At 72.8% G+C, this 18,657-nt stretch carries 15 protein-coding genes; 3 read left to right on the forward strand and 12 right to left on the reverse strand.

Translation table 11 applies throughout. From position 1 onward, the window contains the following. Nucleotides 1-39: 39 nt before the first annotated feature. Both RF644_RS02550 and RF644_RS02555 read right to left on the reverse strand, forming a co-directional pair. Nucleotides 40-1,497 (reverse strand): benzaldehyde dehydrogenase, encoded by a 1,458-nt coding sequence (locus RF644_RS02550; RefSeq protein ID WP_017832943.1) that lies wholly within the window; start codon nt 1,495-1,497, stop codon nt 40-42. Nucleotides 1,498-1,624: 127 nt separating this feature from the next. Beyond that, nucleotides 1,625-2,002, reverse strand: a complete 378-nt coding sequence (locus RF644_RS02555; protein WP_109269219.1) for an RNA-binding S4 domain-containing protein — start codon at nt 2,000-2,002, stop codon at nt 1,625-1,627. Between the two features lie 291 nt (nt 2,003-2,293). On the opposite strand from RF644_RS02555, the gene RF644_RS02560 reads away from it, so the two are divergent. Continuing rightward, complete coding sequence (locus RF644_RS02560) at nt 2,294-3,124, forward strand: ABC transporter substrate-binding protein (RefSeq protein ID WP_368795239.1); 831 nt, start codon at nt 2,294-2,296, stop codon at nt 3,122-3,124. 148 nt (nt 3,125-3,272) lie between these two features. Beyond that, complete coding sequence (locus tag RF644_RS02565; RefSeq protein ID WP_368795240.1) at nt 3,273-5,252, forward strand: M13 family metallopeptidase; 1,980 nt, start codon at nt 3,273-3,275, stop codon at nt 5,250-5,252. A gap of 60 nt (nt 5,253-5,312) precedes the next feature. Here the strand turns inward: RF644_RS02565 and RF644_RS02570 are convergent, their stop codons facing one another. The 8 genes from RF644_RS02570 to RF644_RS02605 all read right to left on the reverse strand — a co-directional run bounded on the left by RF644_RS02570 (nt 5,313) and on the right by RF644_RS02605 (nt 15,910). Continuing rightward, nucleotides 5,313-7,115, reverse strand: coding sequence for an amidase (locus RF644_RS02570; protein ID WP_368795241.1), 1,803 nt, complete (start codon nt 7,113-7,115; stop codon nt 5,313-5,315). Further along, nucleotides 7,112-8,209 (reverse strand): agmatine/peptidylarginine deiminase, encoded by a 1,098-nt coding sequence (locus tag RF644_RS02575; RefSeq protein WP_368795243.1) that lies wholly within the window; start codon nt 8,207-8,209, stop codon nt 7,112-7,114. Before RF644_RS02575 ends, RF644_RS02570 begins: the two co-directional genes overlap by 4 nt. 53 nt (nt 8,210-8,262) lie before the next feature. Then, nucleotides 8,263-9,948: an amidohydrolase gene (locus RF644_RS02580; protein WP_368795244.1), complete on the reverse strand. Its 1,686-nt coding sequence runs from the start codon at nt 9,946-9,948 to the stop codon at nt 8,263-8,265. Then, a complete protein-coding gene (locus RF644_RS02585; RefSeq protein WP_368795245.1) occupies nt 9,948-11,192 on the reverse strand; it encodes an MFS transporter in 1,245 nt (414 codons plus the stop codon). Before RF644_RS02585 ends, RF644_RS02580 begins: the two co-directional genes overlap by 1 nt. Before the next feature lie 104 nt (nt 11,193-11,296). After that, nucleotides 11,297-11,914: a TetR/AcrR family transcriptional regulator C-terminal domain-containing protein gene (locus tag RF644_RS02590; RefSeq protein WP_368795246.1), complete on the reverse strand. Its 618-nt coding sequence runs from the start codon at nt 11,912-11,914 to the stop codon at nt 11,297-11,299. 149 nt (nt 11,915-12,063) lie between these two features. Then, nucleotides 12,064-13,584, reverse strand: coding sequence for an APC family permease (locus RF644_RS02595; protein WP_368795247.1), 1,521 nt, complete (start codon nt 13,582-13,584; stop codon nt 12,064-12,066). Beyond that, on the reverse strand, nt 13,581-14,477 hold the full coding sequence (locus RF644_RS02600) for a universal stress protein (RefSeq protein WP_368795248.1): 897 nt from the start codon (nt 14,475-14,477) through the stop codon (nt 13,581-13,583). The genes RF644_RS02595 and RF644_RS02600 overlap by 4 nt, the downstream gene beginning before the upstream one ends. Further along, nucleotides 14,474-15,910 (reverse strand): flavin monoamine oxidase family protein, encoded by a 1,437-nt coding sequence (locus tag RF644_RS02605; RefSeq protein WP_368795249.1) that lies wholly within the window; start codon nt 15,908-15,910, stop codon nt 14,474-14,476. The genes RF644_RS02600 and RF644_RS02605 overlap by 4 nt, the downstream gene beginning before the upstream one ends. Before the next feature lie 110 nt (nt 15,911-16,020). Between RF644_RS02605 and RF644_RS02610 the strand changes: the two genes are divergently transcribed. Further along, nucleotides 16,021-16,785 carry a TetR/AcrR family transcriptional regulator gene (locus RF644_RS02610; RefSeq protein ID WP_368795250.1) on the forward strand — a complete coding sequence of 255 codons (765 nt, stop codon included), beginning with the start codon at nt 16,021-16,023 and terminating at the stop codon, nt 16,783-16,785. A 17-nt stretch (nt 16,786-16,802) separates the two neighbouring features. Here the strand turns inward: RF644_RS02610 and RF644_RS02615 are convergent, their stop codons facing one another. Beyond that, a complete protein-coding gene (locus tag RF644_RS02615; protein ID WP_368795251.1) occupies nt 16,803-18,236 on the reverse strand; it encodes an aminobutyraldehyde dehydrogenase in 1,434 nt (477 codons plus the stop codon). A gap of 162 nt (nt 18,237-18,398) precedes the next feature. Further along, nucleotides 18,399-18,626: a sulfurtransferase TusA family protein gene (locus tag RF644_RS02620; protein WP_017833997.1), complete on the reverse strand. Its 228-nt coding sequence runs from the start codon at nt 18,624-18,626 to the stop codon at nt 18,399-18,401. Between the last annotated feature and the right edge of the window lie 31 nt (nt 18,627-18,657).

Below are 18,657 nucleotides of genomic sequence, written 5' to 3' on the forward strand. Positions count from 1 at the left end.
CGCACCCCCGGACGGGACGCGGCCCGGGAGCGGCGGTGCTCAGAAGGGGTAGTGCGGGACGTCCGGGCTGATCGTGATCCACTGCGTCTCGGTGAACGCGTCGATGTTGGCGGTCGGCCCGCCGAACCGGGAGCCGGTGCCGGAGGCGCCCATGCCGCCGAAGGGGGCGTTGGCCTCGTCGGCGACCGTCATCTCGTTGATATGGATCTTGCCGGAGCGGATCCTGTCGGCGATCTTCATGGCCTCGCCGACATCCCCGACGATGGACACCGAGAGCCCGTACTCGGAGGCGTTGGCGAACTCCACCGCCTCCTCCGCGCTGGACACCTTCATCACGGGCGCCACCGGCCCGAAGATCTCGTCCTTCCAGGCCGTCATCTCGTGGGTCAGCTCGGAGAGCACCGTGGGCCGGTAGAACAGGCCCTCGTGGGACCCCCCGGCCACCACCCGGGCGCCGGCGATGGCGGTCTCCTGCACGATCGCGTCGATGGCCTTGAGCTGGCGCTCGTCGATGATCGGGCCGAGGTGCACGGGTCCGCCGGAGGGGTCCCCGACCACCAGGGCCTCCGCCTTCGCCGCGAGCTTGTCCACGTACTCGTCGTGCAGGTCCTCGTGCACCAGGTGGCGCCCGGTGGTCATGCAGATCTGGCCCTGGTGGAAGAAGGAGCCCATCGCCCCGACCCCCGCGGCCAGGTCCACGTCCGCGCCGGGCAGGACGATGACCACGTTGTTGCCGCCCAGCTCGAGGTGGGCGCGCTTGAGGTGCTGCGCCGCCGCGGCGCCCACGTGCCGGCCGGCTGCCGTGGACCCGGTGAAGGACACGACGTTCACGTGCGGGGCCTCGACCGTGGCGGCCCCGACGTCACCACCGCCGGGCAGCAGCTGCAGGACGCCGGGCGGCAGCCCGGCCTCCTCGAAGACGCGCATGATGAGCGCGCCGCCGGTGACCGAGGTGCGGGGGTCCGGCTTGAGCAGCACCGCGTTGCCCAGGGCCAGGGCGGGGGCCACGGAGCGGATCGAGAGGATCAGCGGGAAGTTGAACGGCGAGATCACGGAGACCACCCCGACCGGCACCCGGCGGGACAGCGACCAGTGCGGGGCGTCGGAGGGCAGGTACTCCCCGTGCGGGTGGCTCGGCAGCGCGGAGGACTCGTAGCACTCCGCGGCCGCGACCGAGGCCTCCAGCCCGGCCTTGGGCTGGATCGCCCCGGTCTCCCGGACCACCCAGTCCATGACCTCCTCGGCGTGCTCCTCGAACAGCAGGCCGGCGCGGCGCAGCACCGCGGCGCGCTCGGAGGGCTTCAGCGCCGCCCACTCCTTCTGGGCCGCCGCGGCCTTCTCGGCCGCCTCGTACACGTCCTCGGGGGAGGCGAAGCCGATCTGCCCCAGCGTCTCGTCCGTCGACGGGTTCGTGACGTCCTCGGTGCCGCCGCGGCCGTCGCGCCATCCGTTGACGTAGATCTTTCCGGTCCACACCGATGTGTCCAGCAGTGCCATGGGTCGAACTCCTCGGGTTCCGGCCGCGGGGCGGACCGCCGGACGGCGGGGTGACCCACGGCACACGTGCAGTGCGGATTATTCTGCGCCTTCCTGGGAGCGCGCACGGAACGCCGCGCGGGCGCCGTCACAGCCCCCGGAGGCGGTCCATCTCCCGGCGGTCCTTCTTGGTGGGCCGCCCGGTGCCCCGGTCCCGCCGCGGGACCGCGGCGTGCAGCGCCGGGGGCGGGGGCGGGCTGTGGTCGACGTAGGCCTTCGCGGCGACCGGCGCCCCGACGCGCTTGGTCAGCAGCTGCACCACCTCCAGGACCTGTTCGTGACCGGGACGGCGCACGGTCACCCGCTGGCCGGGCCGCACCGGCTGGGCGGCCTTGACCGAGGTGCCGTCGATCTTCACGTGGCCGGCACGGCACGCGGCCGTGGCGGCGGAGCGGGTCTTGAACACGCGCACCGCCCACAGCCACACGTCCACGCGCACGCTCGCGGGGGCCTGCGGCGCGGTCATCGCGCGCCCCGGTCGCTGCGGCGCTGGTCCTCGGTGCGGGTCATGGGGCCATTGTGCCGAATCCGCCGAGCACGGCCGACGCCGGACGGCTCCGCCGCGGCGGCCCGGGCGCGCCGCCCCGGAGGTGTCGCCCGGAGTGGGGACAATGAATTGACTACCGACCAGTGGTGTGCAACATCCCGGCAACGCGCGAACACCTACACTGAGGCACATTCACCGGCGGGCCGCGCACCGGGCACGACGCCGTGCAGCCGGCGGCGGCCCGCCACCTCCCGAGGGAAGGACAGATCCATGAAGAGCAGGTTCCACGGGGCAGCGACCCTGTCCGTGCTGGCCGTCTCCGCGCTGGCCCTGAGCGCGTGCACGAGCACCGGAGGGGGCGAGGAGGCCGCCGGCGAGGGCGAGCTGAGCCTGATCAGCTCCGGCACCCTCACGGTCTGCTCGGACATCCCCTACGCCCCGTTCGAGTACGTCGAGAACGGCGAGACCGTGGGCTTCGACATCGACCTGGTCGACCGGATCGCACAGGACCTCGGTGTGGAGTCGAACGTCATCACCACGCCCTTCGAGGCCATCGAGACGGGCTCCGCGCTGGACACCGACCAGTGCGACCTCGCCGCGTCCGGCATGACGATCACCGAGGAGCGCGAGTCGGTGATGGACTTCTCCGAGCCGTACCTCGACGACAACCTCGCCCTCCTGGTCGCGCCCGGCTCGGACATCCGCTCCGTGGCGGACATCGCGGGCAAGCGCATCGGCGTGCAGCAGGCCACCACCGGAGAGGCCTACGCCCAGGACAACGGGGCGGACGTGGTCCAGTACGAGACCTCCTCGCTGATGATCCAGGGGCTCAACACCGACGACGTCGAGGCCGCGCTCGGCAACATCTCCGTGACCGGCCCCGCGATCGAGGACAATCCCGAGCTGCAGCTGGTCGAGGAGATCGAGACCGGGGAGCAGCTGGGCCTGGCCGTCAAGACCGGCAACACGGCCCTGCTGGACCAGGTCAACGAGACGCTGGCGGCCATGCAGGAGGACGGCTCCCTCCAGGAGCTCGAGGCCGAGTGGCTGGGCGCCGACGAGGCGGCAGGGTCCGCGAGCCCGGAGCCGGCCGCGAGCTGACCCGTCGTCGCCCCCGGTCCACGGGGGTGACGAGCGGCACGGACGCCGTGGCCCGCGCGAAGCGGGCCGCGGCGCCGTCGTCCGCAGGCTGGAGCCGGGCGGACGCCCCCGCGCCCTCCGCCCCGCCACGACGACAGGGGAAGCTCCCGTGACCACCGACTCCGGCCTCGAGCTGCAGCACGTCCATCCCGGCGTCCGACCGCAGGACGACCTGTACCGCCACGTCAACGGCGGCTGGATCGAGGCGCACGAGCTGCCGGACGACCGCGCGTTCGACGGCGCCTCCGCGATCCTCACCGACCGGAACACGCAGCGGGTGCACGAGATCGTGCAGCAGGCGCCCGCCGGGTCGCGGGTGGGGTCGCTGTACCGGTCCTTCCTCGACGAGGCGCAGATCGAGCGCCGCGGCCTGGCCGCCCTCGCCCCGGACCTCGCGGTGCTCGACGCCGCCCGGGGCCGGGAGGGACTCGCCCGCGCCTCGGCCGCCCTGCACCGCACCGGCGTGGACGGGCCGCTGTCCTTCTTCGTGGAGAACGACTCCCGGGACTCCTCCCGCTACTCCTTCTTCCTGCGCCAGGACGGGCTGTCCCTGCCCACGGACAGCTACTACACGGACCCGCAGCACGAGCGGCTGCGCACGGCGTTCACCGCCCACGTCGCGGCGATGCTCGAGCTCGCGGGCCTGCCGGTCCGCTGGGGCGTGCCCGCCGGGGACGCCGCGGCGACCGTGCTCGCCATGGAGACGCAGCTCGCCGCCGCCCACTGGGACACCGTCTCCGCACGGGACGTCGAGGAGATGTACAACCCCGTGGACGTGGCCGGTCTGGAGACCATGGCGCCCGGCTTCCCGTGGACGGCGTGGCTCGAGGGCACCGCCCCGGGGCGCGGCGCGGGGATCTTCGACCGGGTCATCGTGCGCCAGCCCTCCTTCGTGGCGCAGCTGGGCCGGCTGTGGCAGGAGTGGTCCGAGGAGCAGATCCGGATCTGGCAGTCGTGGCGGATCGTGTCCAAGCGCGCCCCGTTCCTGCCCCGGCCGTTCGTCGAGGAGAACTTCCGCTTCTACAGCACCGCCCTGTCCGGGATCACCCGCCCCCGCGAGCGCTGGAAGCGGGCCGAGTTCCTGGTCACCCGGATCCTCGGCGACGACGTGGCGCGCGAGTACGTGGCCCGCTGGTTCCCGCCGGCGCACAAGGCCCGGGTGGAGCAGCTCGTGGCGCACCTGCTCGCCGCGTACCGGGAGCGGATCTCGCGGCTCGAGTGGATGTCGGAGGCCACCCGGGCCCGCGCCCTGGAGAAGCTGTCCACGTTCACGGTCAAGGTCGGCTACCCGGAGACCTGGCGGGACTACTCCTCCCTGGAGCCGGACCCCGAGGACCTGCTCGGCAACGTCCGGGCGGGGCTGGCGCTGGAGCACGACCGCACCGTCGGGAAGATGGGCACCCCCGTGGACCGCGGCGAGTGGTTCCTCTACCCCCACTGGGTCAACGCCTACTTCCACCCCGTGCTCAACGAGGTGGTCTTCCCCGCCGGGATCCTGCAGCCGCCGTTCTTCGACATCGAGGCCGACGACGCCGTGTGCTACGGCGCGATCGGCTCCGTGATCGGCCACGAGATCGGCCACGGCTTCGACGACCAGGGCGCCAAGTACGACGCCCTGGGCCACCTGGAGAACTGGTGGACGGACGAGGACCGGGCGGAGTTCGCCCGGCGCACCGCCGCGCTCGTCGCCCAGTACGACGGCTGCACGCCGCGCGGGCTGGACCCGGCCCGGCACCGCGTCAGCGGGGCCTTCACGGTGGGCGAGAACATCGGGGACCTGGGTGGGCTGGAGATCGCTCTGGTGGCCTACCGGATGTCCCTGGCCGAGCAGGGCCTGGACCAGGACAGCGCGCCGGTGCTCGACGGCCTGACCGGCGCGGAGCGCTTCTTCTACGCCTACGCGGCGCTGTGGCGCTCGACCGCCCGGGAGCAGGAGCTGGTCAACCGGCTGGCCACCGACCCGCACGCCCCGGACGAGTTCCGCTGCAACCGGGCGGTGCAGAACATGTTCGCGTTCCACGACACCTTCGGCACCCACCCCGGCGACGGCCTGTGGCTGCCCCCGGAGGAGCGCGTCAACATCTGGTGACCCGCCTCTGCCCCCGACACGTGCACTCTCGCGGCCTGGGGCGGCCCGGACCGGGACGGGTCAGCCGGGCAACGACGGCGTGCGCGGCGGAACGGCGCGGCGCGAGCCGGTGGCCTCGAAGGCCGCGGCGAGGCGCAGGAGCGCGGTGTCGTCCCAGGCCCGCCCGGCGATCGTCAGACCGACCGGCATCCCGGTGTCGGACATCGAGCCCATCGGCACGGTGACCGTGGGGATGCCGAGGTGCCGGGGCACGAGGTTGCCGTTGGCGACCCACACGCCGTTGCGCCAGGCGAGATCCGCGGACACCGGGTTCACGTCGGCGTCGGCGGGCCCCACATCCGCGACGGCGGGGAAGACCACGGCGTCGAGATCCAGCTCGTCCATCCACCGCTCCAGGTCGGTGCGGCGGGTCTCCTCCAGCCCGCGCAGTCCCTCCGCCAGGTAGGGGATCTCGGTCAGGACGGGGACGCCGTGCTCGCGCACGAAGCCCGGGTAGTCGGCGATGTCGTCGTCGAACCCGTCGTAGCGGTCGGGCAGGGCACCCGCCGGGTGCGGGAAGACGAGGGATTCCTCCACGTCGGCGAGCCGGTGCAGGCCGGGGTCGCCGTTGGCGTCGAGGAAGTCGTGCCAAGCCCAGGCCGAGAGGTCCACGATCTCCCGGTGCAGGTACGCCGGGCTCACCAGTCCGCGGGTCGCGATGGTGGGCGCGCCGGGCCGGTCGCCCTCGTAGTTGGACACGACGGGGAAGTCGACCTCGACCACCTCGGCGCCGGCGGCCTCGAGGTCTCGGCGGGCGGCCTCCCACAGCGCGATGACGGAGGGGCGGGTCTCGATCCGCCGCCCGGTCGGCCCGCCGATGCCGGGGTGCTCGGCAGTGCCGGCCTCGGGATCGGCGTTGACGTACATCCGCGGCACCCCCAGCCGGGTGCCTGCCAGGACGCCGGCGGCCGCGGCGGCGTCGGGCACCGCGAGGGCCGGGTAGGAGCCCGGGCGCACGGCCGAGGCGGGCGGGATCTTGATCCAGGGCTGGACCCGCCAGAAGTCGCCGCGGGTCTCGGGGTCGTCGGCGACGACCACGTCGAGGACCTCGAGCAGGTCGGCCACGGTGCGGGTGTGCGGGACCACGACGTCCATCGTGGGCACCAGCGGCCAGTTCCCGCGCACCGAGATCACTCCGCGGGAGGGGGTGTAGGCGCACAGGGCGTTGTTGGAGGCCGGGGCCCGGCCCGAGGACCAGGTCTCCTCGGCCAGCCCGAACGTCGCGAAGCTGGCGGCCGTGGCGGTACCGGAGCCGTTGGACGAGCCGGAGGCGAAGGCCGCTGTGAGGTAGGCACCGTTGTAGGGGCTCTCGGCCCGTCCGTAGAGTCCGCGCTGCATGCCGCCGTTGGCCAGCGGAGGCATGTTGGTCAGGCCGAGCAGCACCGCGCCGGCCGCGCGCAGCCGGCCGATCGTGAACGCGTCCTGCTGGGCTACGAGGTGCTCGAACGCCGGTGAGCCGGCCGCCACGGTGAGCCCCCGGACCCGGTAGCTGTCCTTGGCGGTGTAGGGGATCCCGTCCAGCGGTCCCAGCACCGCTCCGCGGGCCCGGCGCGCGTCGGAGGCGCGGGCCTCGGCCAGGGCCTCGGGGTTGTCCACGACCACGGCGTTCAGGCCCGGCCCGCTCCGGTCATAGGCGGCGATGCGGGCCAGGTAGGCGGTGACCAGCTCCTCGCTGGTCGTCCGGCCGGTCTCCAGCGCGGCGCGCAGCCCGGCGATGTCCGCCTCGACGACGTCGAACCCGTTGCCGGTGCCGGCCACGGTGTGGGGCGCACTGTCAGGCCGGTGGTCGGGCCGGCTGTCCAGGTCGCTGCCGAACGCGTTCATCGGTGACCCTCCTCGTCCGTGGCGGGCCGGTGGGCGGCCGGCTGCTGCTGGGTGATGCAGTGGATGCCGCCGCCGAAGGCGAAGATGTCGCGGGCGTCGACCAGTTCGACGGCCCGGCCGGGGTAGGCCTGGGCGAGGATCCCAGCGGCGACGGCGTCGTGCGGGTCGTCGAAGGCGCACAGCACGACCACGCCGTTGGCCACGTAGTGGTTGATGTAGGAGTAGTCGACGAACCCGTCACCGACGTCGAGCACGGTGGGCGCGGGGACGTCGACGACGCGCAGCCGACGCCCGTGGGCGTCGGTGGCCGCCTCCAGCACCGCGCGGAGCTGCCGGCTCACCTCGAAGTCGGGGTGGGCCGGGTCGTCCTGGCGGTGCACCAGGACGGTGCCCGGCCCGGCGAAGGCTGCGACGATGTCCACGTGGCCGCGGGTGCCGAACGCGTCGTAGTCCCGGGTGAGTCCCCGGGGCAGCCAGATGGCCCGGGTGGTGCCCAGGCGGGCGTGGATCTCGGCCTCCACCTGCTCCTTGGTGGCCCCGGGGTTGCGACCGGGATCCAGCTGCACGGTCTCGGTGAGCAGGACGGTGCCCTCCCCGTCGACGTGGAACCCGCCTCCCTCGTTCACGAGGGTGCTGAGCCGCACGTCCGCACCGGCCTGGGCGGCGACGAAGCGGCCCAGGTGCCGGTCGTGGCCCCAGGAGGCCCACTCCTGGGCGCCCCAGCCGTTGAACACCCAGTCCACGGCGACCACCTCCCCGTCGGGGTCGTGGGCGAAGGTGGGACCGGAGTCGCGCAGCCAGGCGTCGTCGAGCGGGGCCGCGACCACGTCGACCCGGTCCCCCAGCGCGGTGCGGGCGACGTCCGCGTCGGCGGGAGCCGCCACCACGGTGACGGGCTCGTGGCGGGCGATCGTCCGCGCCACGGTCGCCCAGGCGCGTCGCGCGCGGGCGAGGGTCTCGCTGCCGGTGGGGCCGAAGGTGTCGTTGGGGGTCGGGAAGGCCATCCAGGTCCGCTCGTGGGGGTCCCACTCGGCGGGCATCACGGTGGCCGAGTGGGTCGTGGCCGAGTGGGCCGTGTCAGGGTCAGGGCGCATGGTCAGGAGTTCCTCGAAGTGTGCGGGTGGTGGCAGGGGCGGTGGCGGTCCCGTCAGGTGGCAGCCACGGGGTGATGTCCGGCCGCAGCCGCGCGAAAGGCGGTGCGGCCGCCGACGACGGTCAGGCGTGTCCGGTTGGTCAGCAGCCGGTCGGGCTCGGCGGCGAAGGGGTCGGCGGCGAGGACGGTGAAGTCCGCGAGGTGGCCGGCGCGGATGCGGCCCTCCTGGTGCTCGGCACGGCAGGAGAAGGCGGCGTCGCGGGTGGCGTGGCCCAGGGCGTCGGCCAGGTCCAGGGCGTAGTCGGGCAGATTGGCGGGCAGCGAGGGGTCGAGGGCCGAGCGTCGGGTGGTGGCCACGTACAGGTTGGGCAGCGGCTGGTGGGGGGCGGTGGGCGCGTCGGTGCTGATGGCCAGGGTGGCGCCGGCGGCGAGGAACTCGGTCCACGGATAGGCCCGCTCGACACGGTGGTCGTCCAGCACGGCGCGCCAGTTGTCCTGGATGGCCGGGTCGGCGTGGACCGGTTGCACGGAGGCCACCACGCCCAGGGCGGCCAGGCGGCCCACGTTGGCCTCGGTGACCGTCTCCAGGTGCTCGATCCGGTGGCGGCGGTCCCGGGGGCCGTTGATCCGGTGGGCCTGTTCGAGTGCGTCGAGGGCGATCTCGGAGGCCTCGTCGCCGATGGCGTGCAGGGCGATCTGCAGCCCGGCGGCGTCGGCGGCGACCACGACCGGTGTCAGCGACTCCCGGTCCCAGATGGGCTCGCACGTGCTGCCGTCGGCGTAGGGCTCCTTCATGGCCGCGGTACAGCTGTCGATGACGCCGTCGACGACGAGCTTGATCCCGCAGATCCGCAGCCACTCCCCGGAGAGCTCCGCGGCCAGCTGCCCCGCCCGGGCGACCTGGGCGAGGTTCTCCGCGTCGCTGTCGCGGCGGTGGACGAGCCAGTGGCCCTTCACGCGCAGGGGCAGGGAGCCGCCGTGGCGCTGGAGGGCGCGGCGGAAGGCGGCGAGGTCGTCGTCCTGGACGGCCATGTCCACGGCCCCGGTGACCCCGACGGCCAGGTAGTGCTCGAACGCGGACTCCAGCTGGGCGTCGCGGTCGGCGTCGGCGGCCGCCCGGGCGAGGGCGGGCCAGACGATCTGCTGGGCGGCGGTCTCGTGGAGCATCCCGTCGGCCGCCCCGGTGACCGGGTCGCGGCTGATCCGGCCGCCGATCGGGTCCGGGGTCGTGTCCTGGATGCCCAGCTCAGCCAGGGCCGCGCTGTTGACCCACACCGAGTGGAGATCGTTGGCGTCGAGGTAGACAGGACGGTCCGGCACGGCCTCGTCGAGCAGCTGCCGGATCGGCGCCACGCCACCGAGGGCGCTGTAGAGCCAGCCGGTGCCGAGGATGCGGGGCGCGTGCGGGTTCTCCTCGGCCGCCCGGCGCAACCGGGCCTGGATCTCGGCGAGGTCCGCGGCGTCGCGCAGTGCCACCTTCTGTAGGGACTGGCCCGTCATCAGCAGGTGGGTGTGGGCGTCGATGATCCCGGGCAGGACGAAGCCCCCGGCGAGATCGACCTCGGCGGCGCCAGGTCCTGCCGAGCGCCGGGCACCGGCCTCGTCCCCGACGTACCGGAAACGGTCGCCCTCGACGACGAAGGCCTCGGCTTCGGCGCCGTCAGCGGTGAAGACGGTCGCATGGGTGTAGACGGTGCAGTCGGTCACGGGGACGCTCTCGGCTTGTGCGGTCAGGGACATCAGATGATCGCCACCTGCGGGAAGCCGGCCTGCGGCACCGGCCGGGCGGCGGCCTCGGCGCGGACGGAGTGGCGGGAGATGATGACGAGGGGGAGCAGCAGGGCGAACGTCATCCCGGCCAGCACCGCACCCAGGACGGTGTAGCCGGCGGCGGCCGCGACGGAGGTGCCGAAGACGGGGGCGAAGGACGAGCCGACGAGGTAGACCCCCAGCACCGGCGCCGACCACTTCCCCGAGGCGTCCAGGGCGGCGGCGACGGCGACGATGTAGATGAAGGCCAGCATGTAGATCGTGTTCCAGGCGATCACCACCGCCATGTACCAGCCGGGATCGGTCACGGTCCCGGCCAGGAGCTTGAGCAGCCCCCCGGCCACCAGGGCGGCTGCCAGCGGCACCGTGCGGCCCAGGCGCGGCCCGGCCAGCCCCACGAGGGCCGAGGCGATCAGCCCGCCGAGGGTGGAGAGGCTGAGCACCAGGCCCATCCCGGTCTCGTCGAGTCCTGCCTGCTCGGCCCCCATCGTGGCGGCGACCGCCCACAGCGAGTCCTCGCTCAGCGCCCACAGCGCGAAGCAGGCCAGCAGTCCGACGCCGGCGATCGATGTCCTGCGGGAGGACAGGGTGGCCGGTGCGGCGGAGATCGTCTCGGGGGTCGGCAGCACACCGGGAGCGGGACGATCGGGCAGCCAGCCCGTGGTGAGCAGCGCGGCCAGGGCCAGGCCGGCGAGCAGGCCGAAGGCGCTGCCCATCCCCGCGCCCAGGACCGGGATGACGAACAGGATGACCGAGACGATCGCACGGTTGGTGAAGCCGCTGATGCCCGAGGCCCGGTCAGGGTTGCGCAGCGCCCCCAGGGCCGCTCCCCCGGCGGAGACCGCTCCACCGGCGCCCATACCGCCGAGAACGACGCCGGCGACGACCACGGGCACGGAGGGGACGAACGCAGCGGCGCCGAAGCCCAGGGCGGTCAGCGCCAGCCCGGCACGGGCCACGACGTATCGGCCGCCCCGGGCCGTCCAGCGGGAGGTGGCCAAGCAGGACGCGGCGCAGGCCAGCAACGAGGCGGTCATCAGCGTGCCCGCCGCGGTGACGGCAAGACCGAGCTCCCCGGTGAGGGCCACGATCATCACCGGGACCAGATTGGCGGTCATGAACCCCACCACACTGATGCCGAAGACGGACACGGCGCGGGTCGCGGTCAGCGGCACACGGCCGGAGGCCGGGGACTCGGTGCTGTTCTCGGACATGGTCTTCCCCTCGTGCGCAGGATGTGAGTGCCACCACATAAATGAAAGGCTTTCATTAGTATGGGGTGGCCGACCGTGCACCACAAGAGTTTGGTGAAAGGCTTTCAGTAATTTTCTCGTGCGGTCTGCGCCCGCACTCCGGCGACGAACACGTCCAGCCCGAAGGCGAAGGCCGCCTCCGCACGTTCCTCGACGGAGCCGAGACCCTCGATAGCGCGGCTGAGGGCGGGGAACCGGCCCTCCGGCGGCGCCCAGACGACCTCCGGCGCCGTCAGGTCGAGCGCGGACCCCAGGGCCAGGTAGTCGATCGCGGAGATCGCCGGGACGACGGCGTCCCGCGCGAGCCCGGCCCGCTCCAGGACGACGGCCATGTCCTCGTAGATCCCGATCACCCCGAGGTCCTGGACGGTCTGCGTGATGAGGTGGGGAACCAGGCGGGGGTGGGCGACCATGCAGTCGCGATAGGCCCGCACGAGAGCCCGCAGCGCCTCCTCCCACGACAGTTTCTCGAGGTCCACCGGGGCAGGGTCACCGAACACCCGGCCGCGCATCAGTTCGACGATGTGCTCCCGGTTGTCGATGTGGTTGTACAGCGCCGACTGGCTGACTCCCAAGCGACGGGCGACCTTGGGGAAGCTGAAGTCCCCCGTCTCGTCCACGAGCGCGAGTGCGGCGGTGACGATGGCGTCGACCGACAGGAGCGGTGAGCGTGGACGTACCATGGCGAACTCCTCGGACGGTGCGGATGCTGTCGAATCTATCGAGGATCCGCCCGGCGGGGACGCGCCTCGGCGTCCACGACGGACGGGCCGGTGGCCGGGGCACCCGCCCCGGCCACCGGCCCGCTCTCCCCGGTCCGGCCGTCCGCCCCTCAGTCGAGGACCGGCAGCTCGGTGGTCTCGAAGCGCTCGCGGAAGAACGAAGGGTTGCGCCGGTACTGGACGAGCATCACGGCGACCCCGAGCAGGAGCATGCCCACGCCGAGGACGAACACGAGCCCGACCCCGCCGATCGCCGAGCCGGAGCCGTACTCCGGGTCCATGGAGTCGTAGGAGGTCTGGACGAAGAAGACCAGCAGCAGGATCCCGCCGAGCAGCGGCGCCAGGAACTTCGTCAGGAACCCCGTGGCGGTGCGGAAGGCCTCGCGGCGGAAGTACCACACGCAGGCCAGGGCGGTGACGCCGTAGTAGAAGCAGACCATCATGCCCAGGGTGGTGATGGTGTCCCACAGGACGTTCTCGGAGACCACTCGCATCACCGCGTAGAACACCGAGGCGATGACGGCCGCCGCGATCGTGGCGTAGCCCGGGGACTGGAAGCGCGAGGTGATCCGGGCGTACTTCGCCGGCAGCGCCCCGTAGTGGCCCATCGCGAGCATGGTGCGCGCCGGGGAGATCATCGTGGACTGCAGCGACGCGGCGGAGGAGGACAGCACCGCCAGGGACATGAGGATCGCAAAGGGACCCATCACCGGACCGGCGAGTGCCGCGAAGACGTTTTCCTGGATCTCCGCGTTGCCCAGGCCGAGCTCGGCGCCGCCCGTGCCGGAGTAGGACAGCACGGCGAGCGAGACGGCCATGTAGAGGGCGACGATGACGAGGATGGTCGCGATGGCCGAGCGGCCCGGACCGGTGGTGGAGTCCTTGCTCTCCTCGTTGAGGGTGAGTACCACGTCCCAGCCCCAGTAGATGAACACGGACAGGGACACGCCCGCGGCGAACGCGGAGAAGGACTCCACACCGAAGGGGTTGAACCACTCGGCGCGCACGGCGAGGCCCTCGAAGGCGGTGCCGCCGCCCACGTGGCCGAAGGCCGCGGCGGCGAACCACAGCAGGACGAGCAGCTGGAAGACCACGAGGACGTACTGCACCACCTTGGTGGCCTCCATGCCGCGGTAGGAAATCCACGCCGCGAGCGCTACGAACGCGAGGCAGGTGGCCACGTTGACGGGCACGTTGCGGGTCAGCTCCGCGATGGCGTCATTGCCGCTGATCTGGGCGAGGGCTAGGTAGAAGAAGTCCACGGCGATGCCGGCCAGGTTGGAGAGCACCAGGATGGTGGCGGCGAGCAGACCCCAGCTGCCCATCCACCCGATCCACGGGCCGAAGGCCTTCGAGACCCAGGTGAAGGTGGTGCCGGAGTCGGGCATGGCCCGGTTGAGCTGCCGGTACCCCATGGCCACCAGCAGCATGGGGACGAAGCCGACCAGCAGGATGGCCGGGAGGTGGGTCCCCACCGCGGCGGCGGTGGGCCCGAGGGCTCCGGAGAGTGTGTAGGCGGGCGCGATGGTGGACACGCCGATGACCACGGAGCCCAGCAGGCCCACCGAGCCCTTGCTGAGTCCCTTCTCATGACGCGTGCTCTGCTGCTCGACGAGCGGTGCGGTGCTCATGACGCGGCCTCCTTCTCGGTCCGGGCGAGGGCGGGGTCCGTGGCGGGCCGTGGGACCACGACCATCGGGACCGGGACATGCTTGAGCAGCCGTGCTGCGGTGGTGCCCAGGAAAGTCTGCCGCCCCTGGGCGAGGCGGGACGAGCCGATGAGCAGGAGGCCGCCGGGAGCCCAGTCGACGTCCTGCGCGGCCTTCTTGAGGGTCCGCCCGGAGGCGACCCGCACGGTCACGGGCCCGGTCCGGCGGGCCTCGGCCGCTGCGGCCTCCAGGTGCTCCTCGACGCGCCGGCGGGCCTGCTCGGTGGCGCCCGGGTCCGCGGCCTCGCCCTCGAGGAACGAGAGGAGCTCCAGCTCCAGGCCGGAGCGCTCGACCGCCTCGGCGGCCTCCCGGATGACCTGGTGCGCCCCGGGGCGGGTGCCCACGGCGGCGTAGACCCGGGTCAGCGGCTCGTCCCCGGGGTATCGGCGCGGGGCGAGCGCCACGGGGACCGGCGAGCTGTGCAGCAGCGCGTTCACCACCGAGCCCAGGGTGAAGCGGCCGCCGCCCGTCCCGGCGCCGACCACGATCATCGCGGCCCCCAGCTCGGTGGCGGCCTCGACCAGGCCGGTGGGCACGGACCGCGCCTCCCGCACGTGGGTGCGGGCAGTGATCCCCTCGGGCACCAGGGCGGCGGCCTCGCGCAGCCACTGGTGGGCCTGCCGGCGGAGCACGGGCGAGATGTCCCCCACCGGCGGGTAGACCTGCTGGTACGGGTCGTCCGCGCGCAGCACGAGGACGATCTCGAGCTCGGCGCCCACGTCGCGCGCGAGCGCGGCGCCCAGCCGCACGGCGTCCCGGCTGCGCCGGTCGCCGCTGTAGCCGACCACGTAGCGCGGCACCCCGGCGGTGGTCATCGCTCCGCGCCCGTCAGCGAGCCGGCGCCGAGGACCTCGGCCGCGGCGAGCCGGCCCTGCCGCAGGGCGCCGTCGACGTGCTGGTAGCCCTCGGCCGCGAGGTCGGAGCATGCCCAGCGGATCGGGCCCACCGGGGTGCGCTGGTGGGCGCCGTAGCGGTGCAGGCCGCCGAGGTCGTAGCTGGCGGCGTAGGCGCCGCGGGTCCACTCCTCGGAGCCGAAGTCGGACTCGTAGTAGACCACCGGGTGCAGGGCCTCCTCCCCCAGGTAGTGGGAGAGGGACTCGAGGATCAGTCGGCGGCGCTCCTCGGCGGGCAGGCCGAAGAGCTCGTCGGCCCGCTCGTCCGAGACGAAGCCGACCAGGGTGCCGCGCGGGTCCCCGTGGTTGGTGTTGTCGTAGACCTCCTGGGAGAGCTCGTGGGCGCCGAAGCCGGTGCCGGAGAGGCCCTTGTCCCGCCAGAAGGGCGTCTCGTAGACGGCGTGCACCTTGATCACGAGGCCCAGCGACTGGTGCTGGTGCATCTGGTGCTGCAGCCGCGGCAGGGGCGGCTCGAAGGAGATCCGGGAGTAGAGGTTGGGCGGGACGGCCACGACCACGTCCTTCGCCCGCACTGTGAGCCGGTCGGACCACACGGTCACCGGGGTGCCCGGGACGTGCTCGGCGTAGGTCCCGTCCGCGCCGGCCCAGCGGATCGTGCGCACCGGGGTGTCCAGGAAGACGACGTCCTCGCCCAGCTCCGCCGCCATGGTCTCCGAGACGGACTGCATGCCGCCGACCACGCGCCGGTCGAGGATGAAGTCCTCGTCCACGAGGTTCGAGAAGGACCCGGCGGAGGCGGCCATGAGCACGGCCTGCAGCACGGAGAACGCGTGCGCGGGCTTGGTGAGCATCCCGCCGGCCACGAAGATCCCGATGTTGCTGCAGGCGGCCTCGTCGTCGGAGTGCTGCCGCAGCCAGTGGTGGAAGGAGATGGTGTCCAGCTCCCGGGCCGCCGGGTGCGCCCACGGCTCGGTGGCGCCGATCTCGGCCACGAGCCCGTCCAGGAGCGCGACGAGCTTCTCCATCTCGGTGATCGTGGACTCCCCCGCCGGGAACATCGAGCCGGTGTAGGTGTGGCGGGTCCCGTCCGGCGCCAGGTAGACGGACTCGCCCTCGCGGTAGCGCTGGTAGGTCTCCAGGCCGAGCTCGTCGACCAGCGCCAGCAGCTCGGTCTGGTCGGGGGAGATCCACTGCCCGCCGATCTCCAGGAACGCGCCGTCCACGGTCTTCGACCAGGTCCGCCCGCCCACGCGGTCGCGGGCCTCGAGGACCGCCACGGTCCGCCCGGCGGCCACGAGCGTGCGGGCGGCCATGAGCCCGGCGGGGCCGGCCCCCACGACGACGACGTCGCGCTCGATCGCGGTCTCGCTGCCCAGGGTGCGTTGATCGGTCACTGTGCTCTCCTTCACACTAAAATGAACTAGATTCATTAAATGGGTTCCGGCCCGTGCTCGTCAAGAGCCGTCACCAAGTCGTTGCACCTAGACTCAGGAGGAAGCGCCACATGCCCCGACCGCAGGAGGATCTGCTCATGGCTCCCGCCGGCCCCGCCCCTCGGCGTCGCGGTCGCCCGCGCCATCCGGTGCTCTCCGAGGAGCGGATCACGAAGGCCGCGATCAAGATCGTGACCACCCGGGGCTACCGGCACCTGACGATGACCGAGCTCGCGCGGGAGCTGAAGGTCTCCACCTCGGCCCTGTACAACCACACGCCGTCGAAGCGCGAGGTGCTGATCCGGGTCCAGGACGCGATCAACCAGGGCATCGACTGCTCCGCCTTCGGCACCGTCCCGTGGGACCGGGCCCTCGAGAGCTGGGCGCGGTCCTACCGGGACTGCTACGCCCAGCACACGGCCATGATCCCGATCATGGCCGTCCAGCCGGTCGCCGACTCCCCGCACACCCTGCAGATGTACGAGACCGTGGCCTCCGGGCTCGCGGACGCGGGCTGGGAGCGCGCCAGCATCGTGGACGTGATCGTCTCGATCGAGTCGCTCGTCTTCGGCGCCGCGTACGACGCGACGGCGCCCGCCGACATCTTCGACCCCGGGGAGCGCGCGGACCTCGCCCCGGTGTTCGCCGCCGCCGTGCAGGCACGGCCGGCGGACGCCACCGCCGCGGCGGACGCGGCCTTCGACGCGGCCCTCACCGCCATGCTGGAGGGCTTCCGGCTGCGCCTGGCGGCCGCCCGGGACCGGGCCGGCCGGCAGGACGGATCCGCCGGTCAGGACGGATCCGCCGGTCAGAACGGATCCGCCGGCCAGGACTGAGCCCCGGCCGCGCCGGCTCAGGCGTCCAGGGCGTGCATCACGTGCTTGACCTGGGTGTACTCCTCGACCGAGTAGAGCGAGAGGTCCTTGCCGTAGCCGGAGTCCTTGAACCCGCCGTGCGGCATCTCGGAGACCAGCATGACGTGGGTGTTGACCCAGACGCACCCGAACTCGAGCTCGCGGGAGACCCGCATGGCCGTGCCGTGGTCGGTGGTCCACACGCTCGAGGCGAGGGCGTAGTCGACGTCGTTGGCCAGCTCGAGCGCCTCCTCCTCCGTGGCGAAGGGCTGCACGGTGAGGACCGGGCCGAAGGTCTCCTCCTGGACGAGGGCGTCGTCCTGGCGCACCCCGGACACCACGGTGGGCTCGAAGAAGTAGCCGGGGGAGCCCGCCACCGGCTTCCCGCCGGTGACCACGCTCGCATGCTCGGGCAGCTCGGCGAGCTTGCGGCACACGTCCTCGAAGTGGCGGGCGTTGTTGAGCGGGCCGTAGAAGTTCTTGGACTCGTCCGGGTCGCCCGTCACGATGTCCCGGGCGGCCGCGGCGAGCAGGCGCACGAACTCGTCGTGGGCGCTGTCCTGGACCAGGATGCGCGTCACCGCGGTGCAGTCCTGGCCGGCGTTGAAGGTGCCGAACTCCACGAGCGCCTTGGCCGCGGCGGGCAGGTCGGCGTCCGCGAAGACGACCGCCGGCGCCTTGCCGCCGAGCTCCAGGTGCCCGCGCGTCAGGTTCTGCGCTGCGGCGAGGGCCACGGCACGGCCGGCACGGACGGACCCGGTGATCGAGACCATGGCCGGGGTCCGGTGCCCGGTCATGAGCGCGCCCGTGGAGCCGTCCCCGAGCAGCACGTTGACCACGCCGGCCGGGAAGATCCCGTCGATGAGCCGGGCCAGGACGAGGGTGGACCCGGGGGTGGTGTCCGAGGGCTTGAGGACCACCGTGTTGCCGGCGGCCAGCGCGGGGCCGAGCTTCCAGATCGCCATCAGCAGCGGGTAGTTCCACGGCGTCACCTGCGCCACGACACCGACCGGCTCGCGCCGCACGTAGGAGGTGTGCCCGCCCAGGTACTCCGCCGCGGCCTTGCCCTCGAGGGTCCGGGCGGCGCCGGCGAAGAAGCGCAGGTTGTCGGCGCCGGCGGCGACCTCCTCGTCGGCGATCATCTGCCGCGGCTGGCCGGTGTTGCGGTGCTGGGCCTCGACGAGCTCGTCGCTGTGCGCCTCGAGCGCGTCCGCGAGCCGGAGCAGCAGGAGCTGCCGCTCGCTCGGCGTGGTGCGCTTCCAGCTCCGGAACGCCGCGCGGGCGGCGGCGAAGGCCCGGTCCACGTCCGTCGCGTCGGAGACCGGGGAGACGGCGACCGTGGTGCCGGTGGTGGGGTCGACCACGTCGATCCGGCCGGTGCCGTGGGCGTCGACGAAGGCGCCGTCGACGTAGTTCTGCAGGACGTCGCTCATGGTGGTTCCTCTCTGCGGGCGAGAACGCGGTGCCTGCCACTCTAAATGATCGGTGTTCATTTTAGTAGGGTTCGGTGTGACCGGGCCCACCGACGACGACGGACCCCCGCGCCCGAGGATGCTCGGTCGCGGGGGTCCGCCGCTGCGTGGAACTCCCGGGGATCAGGCCTTCTGCACGGTGATCGACCACTCGGCCGCACCGCGCTTGCTGAACTGCGTGACGGGGTAGCCGTTCTCGGCCGCCCAGCGCGGGATGGCCTCGGTGCCCTGGGTGCAGTCGAAGTTGATGACGAGCTCGTCGCCGGCGGGCATCTCGGCCATCGCGGCCTTCGCCTCGACCACGGGGAACGGGCAGACGAGACCGTCGGTCTCGAGGATGTGCTGTGCCATGGGTGGTGCCTCCTGGGACTGGGGGTCGGTG

The sequence above is a fragment of the Kocuria sp. CPCC 205258 genome (assembly GCF_040981005.1).
Classification (GTDB): Bacteria; Actinomycetota; Actinomycetes; order Actinomycetales; family Micrococcaceae; genus Kocuria; species Kocuria rosea.